General features: G+C 51.9%; 5 protein-coding genes. All 5 read left to right on the forward strand.

The window, feature by feature from the left end; translation table 11 throughout:
• The first annotated feature begins 276 nt into the window (after positions 1-276).
• Complete coding sequence (locus QZQ29_RS07360) at positions 277-1221, forward strand: manganese-dependent inorganic pyrophosphatase (protein WP_296961867.1); 945 nt, start codon at positions 277-279, stop codon at positions 1219-1221.
• A gap of 198 nt (positions 1222-1419) precedes the next feature.
• Positions 1420-3627, forward strand: coding sequence for a DNA helicase PcrA (pcrA, locus tag QZQ29_RS07365; protein WP_296961868.1), 2208 nt, complete (start codon positions 1420-1422; stop codon positions 3625-3627).
• Positions 3628-3637: 10 nt separating this feature from the next.
• Positions 3638-5647 (forward strand): NAD-dependent DNA ligase LigA, encoded by a 2010-nt coding sequence (gene ligA / locus QZQ29_RS07370; RefSeq protein WP_296961869.1) that lies wholly within the window; start codon positions 3638-3640, stop codon positions 5645-5647.
• Between the two features lie 515 nt (positions 5648-6162).
• Positions 6163-8814: a valine--tRNA ligase gene (locus QZQ29_RS07375; RefSeq protein ID WP_296961870.1), complete on the forward strand. Its 2652-nt coding sequence runs from the start codon at positions 6163-6165 to the stop codon at positions 8812-8814.
• A 649-nt stretch (positions 8815-9463) separates the two neighbouring features.
• Positions 9464-10801 carry a folylpolyglutamate synthase/dihydrofolate synthase family protein gene (locus QZQ29_RS07380; RefSeq protein WP_296961871.1) on the forward strand — a complete coding sequence of 446 codons (1338 nt, stop codon included), beginning with the start codon at positions 9464-9466 and terminating at the stop codon, positions 10799-10801.
• Positions 10802-10968: the final 167 nt, after the last annotated feature.

Below are 10968 nucleotides of genomic sequence, written 5' to 3' on the forward strand. Positions count from 1 at the left end.
ATTTTTATCCAATGCTGCGTCATAAGTCTCCTTAAATAGCTCGCTATTCGCGTCGACTGATTCCTTGCATTGGATAAAAATCCAAGAATGAAATCCGATAACGATTTAATCAGTGCTTCCCTAAAAAGATAATCCCGTAACGCTGGCTATAAACTGCGCCCAAAGGCCGGTCAATCCTAAGAACCTTTTCCCGTCCCTTTGAACCCTCTGCCGCTTCATGGTATAATGGGAACGTAATTATGAACCCATTCATCATTGGTTTAAAGGAGCGATAGAATGAGCAAAGTATATGTAACAGGACATAAATCCCCGGACACCGACAGCATTGCCGCTGCCATTTCCTATTCCTATCTGAAAAGACAGCTGGGAATGGATGCTGTGGCTGCCAGGGCAGGGGAACCGAATAAGGAAACGAAATTCGCCCTCGACTATTTCAAGGTAGAAGCACCGGTTCTTCTTACCAATGTGGCAAGAAAGAGCGAATCCGACGAAAAGACAAAAATCATTCTGGTGGACCACAACGAATCCAAACAGTGCGTAGACGGTATTAAAGATGCTGACGTGCTGGAACTGATCGACCATCATCGTCTTGGCGATTTTGAAACGGAAAGCCCCATTTTCATTCTCATCCGTCCGGTGGGCTGCGTGAATACCGTAATCTACGGCCTCTACAAGCAGAATGGCGTGAAGCCGTCCAAGGAAGTGGCAGGCATGATGCTTTCCGCCATCATTTCCGATACCGTCCTCTTCCGTTCTCCTACCTGCACCGAAGAAGATAAAAAGGCGGTGAAGGAACTTGCTGAAATCGCCGGCGTGGACTATGAAAAGTATGGCATGGACATGCTGAAGGCCGGTGCCGATATTTCCGACTACCCCGCTGAAAAGCTGGCCCACAACGACACCAAGGAATTTGAAGCAGGCGGCAAGACCTTCTCCTGCGGCCAGATTTCTGTGATGGACTTGGATCCCATCAACGCTAAAAAAGCGGACATCATGAAGGCTCTGGAAGCCACAAAGGCAGAAAAGAACTACGAAGCTTCCTACCTCATGGTGACCAATATCCTCACCGAAGACACCTTCCTCTGGTTTACCAAAGGCGCCGAAGAGGCAGCTGAAAAAGCATTCGGTAAAAAAGTGGAAGACGGCATGGTTTACCTGCCGAAAGTCATGTCCCGTAAAAAACAGGTGGCTCCGTTCCTCTTAAAGGTATATGGAGAATAATGAAATCCTGAGGATGGTCGGCCTATCGTCAGTCCTCTGAGGAAGAACTCATACATGACTCTGTCATATATGAGTTCTTCTTTTTTAGCTAGCCACTAGCTACTAGCCACTGGCCACTGGCCACTAGCCACTAGCCACTAGCCCACTAGCTCACTAGCCCACTAGTCCACTAGCTCACTAATCAACAAAGGAGTAAGAATGACAGATTTTTTACATACATTAAATGACCGCCAGCTGGAGGCGGTGAAGCAGGTGGAAGGACCGGTCCTCATTATGGCCGGCGCCGGTTCCGGCAAGACGAAAGCCTTGACCTGCCGCATTGCCTACATGCTTTCCCTGGGCATCCGGCCCGGCGAGATCCTGGCTATTACCTTTACCAATAAGGCGGCCAAGGAAATGCGGGACCGCGTCCACGGTCTGGTAGGGCCTTCGGCGGATAAGATCTGGATGTATACCTTCCATTCCTTCGGTGCCCGTTTCCTTCGCCGGGAAATCAACAATTTTCCGCCCTACACCGATAAATTCACCATTTACGATTCCGATGATTCCAAGCAGCTGGTGAAGAATGTGCTGAAGGAACTGAACCTGGATGATAAGCAGTTCCAGCCCCGTTCCATTCAGAGCGCTATTTCTACCGCCAAAAACAAGCTTTTAAGCCCGAAGGCGTTCCGCCAGCAGGCGGGAGGCAATTTCTATAACCTAAAAGTGGCCGACGTATATGACCTGTACGATAAGCATATGAAGCAGAACAATGCCCTTGATTTCGATGACCTGCTTTTCATTACCACCGCCCTTCTGGCCAATGAAACCATTCGGAAGCGCTGGCAGGATCGTTTCCATTACATCCTTATCGACGAATATCAGGATACGAACCATGCCCAGTACCTTATGGCGAAATACATTGCCGGCAGCCTCCAGAATATCTGCGCCGTAGGCGATGCGGACCAGAGTATTTACTCCTGGCGCGGTGCGGATCTTCGGAATATTATGGATTTCAAATCCGACTATCCCAAAGCAAAGATTATCAAGCTGGAGCAGAATTACCGGTCCACCCAGACCATTCTTGATGCTGCCAATGCGGTGATTGAGAATAACCCGGACCGTCCCTCCAAGAAGCTGTGGACAGAGCAGCGGGGCGGCGCCCATCTCCAGTGGTACACCGCCATGGATGAGCATAATGAAGCGGAATTCATTGTGAACACCATGAAGAAGAAGCACGACGAGGAACATGTGCCCTATGGAAATATGGCAGTGCTCTACCGAATGAACGCCCAGTCCCGTGTACTGGAAGAAACGCTGGTGAAGAGGGGCATCGGCTACACCATGGTAGGGGGGACTCGTTTCTACGACCGTGCGGAAATCCGGGATATTATGGCCTACCTCAAGGTTATCAATAATTTCAGGGATAACATCAGCCTTACCCGTATTATCAATGTGCCAAAGCGCGGCATCGGCGCCACCACAGTGCAGAAACTCTCTGACTATGCCAACGCAGGGGACATGTCCATGTTTGAAGGTATTATGGCTCTGGAAGGTTCTCCCATTTCCGCCTCCGCCCAGCTGAAGCTGCAGAACTTCAGCGCCCTTATCTTTGATTTCCTGAATGCATCCACGGAAATGAACATTTTCGACCTGATCCAGAAGATTTTGACCGATACGAAGTACCTGGTGCAGCTGCAGGAAAGCGATGACCCCCAGGCACAGAGCAGGGAAGAAAACCTGGGCGAACTTCTTTCTGTGGCCAAGGATTTCACCACCACCCATCCTGGTGAAGGACTGGCGGAATTCCTGGAACAGGTGGCCCTGGTAAACGATGTGGACGGATATGAAGAAACGGATGACAAGGTCACCCTCATGACCATGCACAGCGCCAAGGGGCTGGAGTTCCCGGTGGTTTTCCTTCCGGGAATGGACGAAGGCATTTTCCCCGGCGTCCGCTCTCTCATGGAAGAATCCCGCCTGGAAGAGGAAAGGCGTCTCTGTTACGTGGCCATTACAAGAGCGAAGAAGGAACTTTATCTCTGCAATGCCCACATGCGTACCATGTACGGCCAGATGAAGCCCTATGCTGCCAGCCGTTTCCTGGAAGAAATCCCTTCCGACCTTATGGACCACGTAGGAAACGACAGGAAGAAGGAAGCTATTAAAAGTGCCGGCCGCTGGCATAACGAAAGCAGGAGCCGCTATGCCCTTTCCGACTCCGCCGTGGTGAACAAACCTAAAAAGACCGGCGTCCAGGCCCGGTATGACTGGAAAGTGGGAGACATCGCTGTTCATAACCTCTGGGGAAAGGGAAAAGTGGTGGCTGTTATTGGAAATGACAAGAATATGATGATTAAAGTGGATTTTCAGGGCAAAGTGCGCCAGCTCATGGTCACCTTTGCCCCTATCAGGAAGGAAGAATAGAGGAATAACTATGGCATCTGAAGAAATCATAAAAAAGGTGCAGGAGCTCCGGAAGGAAATCCGTCATCACAGCTACCTGTACTATGTGAAGGATGCGCCGGAAATCACGGATTATGAATTTGACCACCTCTACCGCCAGCTGGTGGATCTGGAAAAGGAATATCCCGAACTGGTAACGCCGGATTCTCCTACCCAGCGGGTGGGAGGCAAGGCATCTGACGATTTTGGGAAAGTCCGTTTCCGTAAGCCCATGCTCAGCCTGGCCAATGCCTTCAGCGCCGATGAACTCAGGGATTTTGACCGCCGGGTGAAGGAAGGGCTGGGCGTCACTTCGGTGGAATATATTACGGAACTTAAAATCGATGGCCTTTCCATGAACCTCATCTACGAAAACGGCAGCCTGGTGCAGGGCCTTACTCGCGGCGACGGCAGGGTGGGGGAAGACGTGACGGCCAATGTAAAGACCATTCATACCATTCCCCTTTACATTGAAAATGCACCGCCCTACATGGAAGTGAGAGGCGAAGTGTACATGCCCAGGAAAAGCTTCATCGCCCTCAACGAAGAGAGGGATGAAGCGGGGCTCATGCCCTTTGCCAACTGCAGGAACGCCGCAGCAGGGTCCCTTCGCCAGCTGGATCCCCATGTCACCGCCTCCCGGAACCTGGCCTTCTTTGCCTATGCCCTGGGCGATATCCAGGGGCTGGAAATTCATTCCCAGGAAGAACTCTTAAAGCAGCTGGAAGCCTTCCATTTCCAGGTGAACCCGAACTATCGGAAATGGGAATCCATCGAAGGCGTCATCAAAGGGGTGAATGATTGGGAAGTGAAGCGCCACGACCTGGGTTATGACACCGACGGCATGGTGATTAAAGTCAATGACTTTGCCCAGCAGAATATACTGGGGGCTACAGTGAAAGACCCCAAGTGGGCCATGGCTTACAAGTATCCGCCGGAAGAAGCGGAAACGAAAGTGGAGCGCATCATCGTCACCATGGGCCGCACCGGCGTCCTCACCCCGTCGGCGGATCTCACGCCGGTTCATCTGGCAGGCACCACGGTGAAACGGGCCACCCTCCACAATATGGATTTCATCCATGAAAAGGACATTCGGGTGGGGGACCATGTCATGATTTACAAGGCAGGAGAAATCATCCCCGAAATTTCTACTGTCCTCAAGGACAAACGCACGGGAAAGGAAGAAGTTTTTGAAATGCCCATGACCTGCCCCATCTGCGGAGAGCCGGTGCACCGCATCGAAGGCGAAGCAGCCTACCGCTGCACCAATCCAAACTGTGGCGGTGTGGTACGGGAAAAACTCATCCACTTCGCCTCAAGGGATGCCATGGACATCGAAGGCATGGGCCCCTCGGTGGTAGACAGCCTTTTAGCTGCCCGCCTGGTGAATGACCCTGGTGACTTTTACCGTTTGAAACAGGAAGATATAGAGCAGATTGAACGGATGGGTGAGAAGAGTGCTGCCAACCTGGTCGCTGCCATTAACGACAGCAAAGGAAGAGGCCTTGCCAAACTCCTCTTCGGCCTGGGCATCCGCTTCCTGGGAGCCAAAGGCGCTGAACTTATTACCGCCCGTTTCCATACCATGGACGCAGTCATTGCCGCTTCCATCGATGAAATCCAGGAAACCGAAGGTATCGGCAAGGTCATTGCCAAAAGCCTCTACGACTACCTTCACGATGTGAAAAATCTGGCGGTCATCAACAAACTGAAAGACGCCGGCGTCCTCATGGAAGAAGTGGCAGAAACGCCCGCAGGCCAGGCCTTCGCCGGTGAAATGGTGGTGCTCACAGGCAAACTCTCCGCCATGGGCAGAAGAGAAGCCGGAGAAATCATCAAACAGCAAGGCGGAGATACCCAGTCCTCCATTACAAACAAAACCACCCTGGTGGTGGCCGGTGCTGACGCAGGAAGCAAGCTGGAAAAGGCAAGAGCAAAGAATATCCCTGTGATTAACGAAGAAGAATTCCTGAGAAGAGCAGGGGTGGAAGTGAGACGATAGAAGGTTGACATCAGACTGATAGACGCCCTGCCTGCCAATTGTTGTACTGAACGCAGCGAAGGAGGGGGACTGGGACAGAAAAAGGTCGGCACGCAGCGCTGACTTTATAATCATTGCCCGCAGGGCAGTCTACAACCCTCAGCGGCGCAGCCGCTGTCAAACCAAAAAAACTTCCGGCCAAAGGCCGGTCAAACTTCAGAACCCTATGAAAAAGAGGCCGCACTGCGGCCTCTTTTTCATTCCATCCCCTTGCATTTCATTTTGAATCCTGCTATGATATTTCATATCATATGTAAAAGCAAAGATGGGAAGAAGCTGCGGATGAATTTGTAGAGAGCTGCCGGTGGTGGGAAGGCGGTAAGGATGAAGCAGCGGGTCACCCCGGAGCCGGCTTATGCCCGTGGCGCACGTTATACGCAAATGAGCGATCATGTATGATTATTTAGGTGGTACCGCGGAAGCACTCTTTCGTCCTATGGGATGGAGGAGATTTTTTATTTTTAGGAGTGAAGAATATGGCAGATTTTGAAGATCTTGGCAAATATGACCCTGCTGCTATTGAGCAGAAATGGTATAAGTTCTGGGAAGATCATGATGTATTTCATGATGAACCGGATCCTTCCAAGGAACCCTACAGCATTGTGCTGCCGCCGCCGAATGTGACGGGACAGCTGCACATGGGCCATGCCCTGGATAATACACTGCAGGATATCCTGATCCGCTACAAAAGAATGCAGGGCTACAATGTGCTCTGGCTTCCGGGCAAGGACCATGCCGGCATTGCTACCCAGGTAAAGGTGGAAAAGCAGATTGCCGAAGAAGGTCTCAATAAGTATGACCTGGGCCGTGAAAAGTTCCTGGAACGGGTATGGCAGTGGAAAGAAAAATACGGCAACCGCATCGGCCTGCAGATTCGCCGCCTCGGTTCTTCCTGCGACTGGAAACGGGAACGGTTTACCATGGACGATGTATGCGCCCGGGCGGTTCGGGAAGTTTTCGTTTCTCTCTATGAAAAAGGTCTGATTTACCAGGGATTCCGCATTACTAACTGGTGCCCCCGCTGCCAGACCGCTCTTTCCGATATCGAAGTGGAGCACGAAGATGAAGTGGGCCATCTTTGGTATTTCAACTATCCCATCGTAGGGGAAGACGGATATATTGAGATTGCCACCACCCGTCCGGAAACCATCCCCGGCGATACGGCGGTAGCTGTAAACCCCAATGATGAACGGTATACCCACCTGGTGGGCAAGATGGTAAAGCTCCCCACCACGGACAGGGAAATCCCCATCATCGCCGATGATTATGTAGATATGGCCTATGGTACAGGCTGCGTGAAGATTACGCCGGCCCATGACCCCAACGACTTTGAAGTAGGCCAGCGCCATGACCTGCCCACCATCGTCATCATGAACAAAGACGGCACCATGAACGAAAAAGCCGGAAAATACAACGGCATGGACCGCTATGAAGCCAGAAAGGCCATTATTGAAGATTTCAAAAATGCCGGTTTTCTGGTGAAGATTGAGGAAACGAAGCACGCTGTAGGTCACTGCTCCCGCTGCAAGACAGTAGTGGAACCGATGACCACGAAGCAGTGGTTCGTCAAGATGAAGCCCCTGGCCGGCCCGGCTATGGAAGCAGTCACCTCCGGCAAGACGAAATTCGTTCCGGAACGTTTCTCCAAGACCTACATCCAGTGGCTGGAAAATATCCATGACTGGTGTATTTCCCGTCAGCTCTGGTGGGGTCACCGCATTCCTGTATGGTACTGCGATGACTGCGGCGCTGTAAGTGCATCCCGCAGAGACCTCACCGAATGCCCGAAGTGCGGCAGCAGGCATATCCATCAGGATCCGGACGTACTGGATACCTGGTTCTCCTCCGCCCTGTGGCCATTCTCCACCATGGGCTGGCCGGATCAGACACCGGTGCTGAAGCAGTGGTACCCCACATCCACCATGGTCACCGGCTACGACATCATTTTCTTCTGGGTAGCCCGCATGATGTTCATGTCCATGGAATTCATGCATGAAATCCCCTTCAAGTACGTATTCATCCATGGCCTTGTCCGCGATTCCCAGGGCCGCAAGATGAGCAAGTCCCTTGGAAATGGCATTGATCCTCTGGAAGTCATTGACAAATACGGCGCCGATGCCCTCCGTTTCACCCTGGTTACCGGCAACACTCCAGGCAACGATATGCGTTTCTACTATGAAAAGGTAGAAGGAAATCGGAATTTCGCCAATAAACTCTGGAATGCCACCAAGTTCACCCTCATGAACCTGGATGACTATGATAAAGACTTCGTTCCCACCAAAGACCAGTTCACCCTGGCAGATAAATGGATTCTTGACCGTCTGGCAGCTACAGAGGACTATGTAAGTGCCAACCTGGACAAGTACGAACTTGGCGAAGCGGCTGACTCCATTTACAACTTCGCATGGAACTATTTCTGCGACTGGTACATCGAAACCGCCAAGACCTGTCTCTATGGTGAGCATAATACGGACCGCAAGGTCACCCAGTACGTGCTGGTGTACACATTGACCCGCATGCTGGCCCTGCTCCATCCCTTCATGCCGTTCATTACAGAACACCTCTGGCAGCACCTGCCCCATGAAGGAGAAATCCTGGCAAGAGCTCCCTGGCCGAAGGCCGATGAAAACCTCCGCTTCAAGGACGAAGCAGAACAGTTTGAACGGATTATGGACTCCATCAAGGCCATCCGCAACATGCGCGCCGAAGCCAATGTAACGCCAAACAAGATGTGCCACATCCAGATTGCCGTTCTCCGGGATGACCTGAAAGGCTGCATCGAAAACCATAAAGAATACTACGAAAAACTGGGTCACGTGGAAGAAATCAAACTCCTCTCCGCCGACGCACCGAAACCGGAAAATGCCCTCACCTCCGTAGTCACCGGTCTGGAAGTATACCTGGAACTGAAGGGCCTCATCGATACGGCCAAAGAGAAAGAAAAGATTGAAAAGACCAAGGCCGCCCTTGAAAAAGATATTGCCCGCACCAGCGGCAAGCTCTCCAATAAGGGGTTCCTCGCTAAAGCGCCGGAAGCAGTGGTGGCAAAGGAAAGAGAAAAACTGGCTCAGTTCGAAGAAAAGATGAAGTCCCTGGAAGAACGTCTGAAATTCCTGGAACAGCTCTGAGGACGAAAAGGTTCTAAAGATTGACGGGGCTTTCGCCCCGAAGGTTCTCAGGTTTGACACGGCCTTTGGCCGTGAGGGTTGTGGTGGGCGGCTTCGCCGCCGGTATGAAAAACGATTTAGTTGACTAGTGTGCTAGTGGACTGGTGTGCTAGTAAAACCATACAACCGCCCTGCGGGCGGGGAAAACAAGCCAACCGCGCCTTTGGCGCGAGGGAAGTGCACCCCTTCTGCCGCCTGCGGCGGCGTCTCTCCACGGGAAAGCGTCTCACACGATTTTCAGGTCGCTTCGCTCCCTTACAAATCGTGTTCGCTTGCCACCCCGGAGGGGGAGATTCTAGCGGCGCATTCCTACTGAGCTATGTGGCACATTGCCCAGCATCCATAGTCCCACCGCACAGCGGGGGGAAGGTGGTGCCGAAAGGCACCAAAGGGGGGAAAGTCGCCGTAGGCGACTAATCGTCGTAATGCTGTTCATGGCATATGAAGCCAAGGAAAAGCATAGAGCGGCCTTCCCGGGGAAGGGGCTAAAATCTGCGGCGATAGCCGCCTCCACAACCCTCTGAACCCTCTGAACCTTATTTCACATAACATCAATCATCCGGAAGACTCCCTTTTATGAAGGGAGTACTTCCTGTATAAAGGAGAAACTATGAATTACGAAGAATCAGTGGCCTATCTGGAACAGGCAGCATCCTTCGGCATTAAGCCGGGACTGGAACGGATAGAGGCCATGCTGAAAAAACTGGGAAATCCGGAAACCGCTTACAAGGTGATCCACGTTACCGGCACCAACGGTAAAGGAAGCGTGGTAGCCATGATTACCAGCGTTTTGGAAAATGCCCAGCTTAGGGTGGGCCGTTACGTTTCCCCCCATCTGGTGGATTACACGGAACGGATTTATATCTGTGGCCATGATATTTCCAGAGAAGACTTTGCAAAAGCTGCTACGGTGGTCCGCGAAGCCGCTGAGGCTGTCATTGCTGACGGCGTGGAAGCGCCGACGGAATTTGAACTTCTGACGGCCATGGCTTTCTGGTATTTCAAGGAACAGAAAGTGGACTATGCGGTCATGGAAGTAGGCATGGGCGGACTCTATGATTCCACCAATGTCATTCTCCCCGTGGTTTCCGTCATTACCAATGTGGCCATGGACCATATGAAGTATCTGGGAAATACGCTGCAGGAAATCGCCCACCAGAAGGCAGGTATTATTAAGGAAGGCATTCCGGTGGTTACCGCGGCCCAGCATGTGGCCCTGAAGCAGCTCAAGAAAGAAGCCCATGAAAAGAAAGCCCGCATCTATTTCTATGGGCGGGACTTTGAAATCGACTCCCGCAGCCGCTGGAGACATGGCCAGGTGGTGACGGTGAAGCGGAAGGACATGCCCAAGGAACTGGAAAAGAGCCTTCTCTTCGTTCCCTTTGTGGGAGCCCACCAGGCCGTCAATGCGGCGGTGGCAACCATGGCCCTGTCCATCATTATGAAACAGGACGACCGGGTGAACGAAAACGACCTTCGTGAAGGTCTGGCACGGACCCGTTGGCAGGGACGCTTTGAAATCCACGATGTGAAGGGTGTTACCTACGTCATGGACGGCGCCCACAATCCGGCAGGCGCGGAAGCCCTCATGGAAGCGCTGGAAGAACAGTATCCCGACAAGCGCCGCCTCTTCGTCTTCACCTCACTGGCAGACAAGGATACGGAAACGGTGATTCAGCTCCTTATCCGCAAAGGCGATAAAGTCTTTGCCTGCGAGGCACCGACGCCAAGGACAAGGAAGCCCGAAGAAATCGGTGATATGATTAAGGCCCAGAAAATCGACGCCGCATTCAAGGCAGAACCTTCCGTCAAGGCAGCCCTGGAAGACGCCACAAATGAAGCAGGGGAGGGGGACATCGTCCTCATCTGCGGCTCCCTCTATATTCTGGGAGACGCCATCCGCTTCATCGAAGAAAAGGAAATGGAAGCAGCAGAAGAAAAGAAATAATGGTTTCAAAGAAATCCCCGGGAAAATCCCGGGGATTTTTTATGGGAAGGAAAGAAACAGGGACAGCAGGGTTTTACTTGATACTTCCTGGGGAAGCACTGATTAATTCGCAGAATCGAATTTCATAAGTATTTTTATCCAATGCTGCGTCATAAGTCTCCTTAAAT

It is taken from the genome of uncultured Dialister sp. (genome assembly GCF_900538805.1).
Lineage (GTDB): Bacteria > Bacillota > Negativicutes > Veillonellales > Dialisteraceae > Dialister.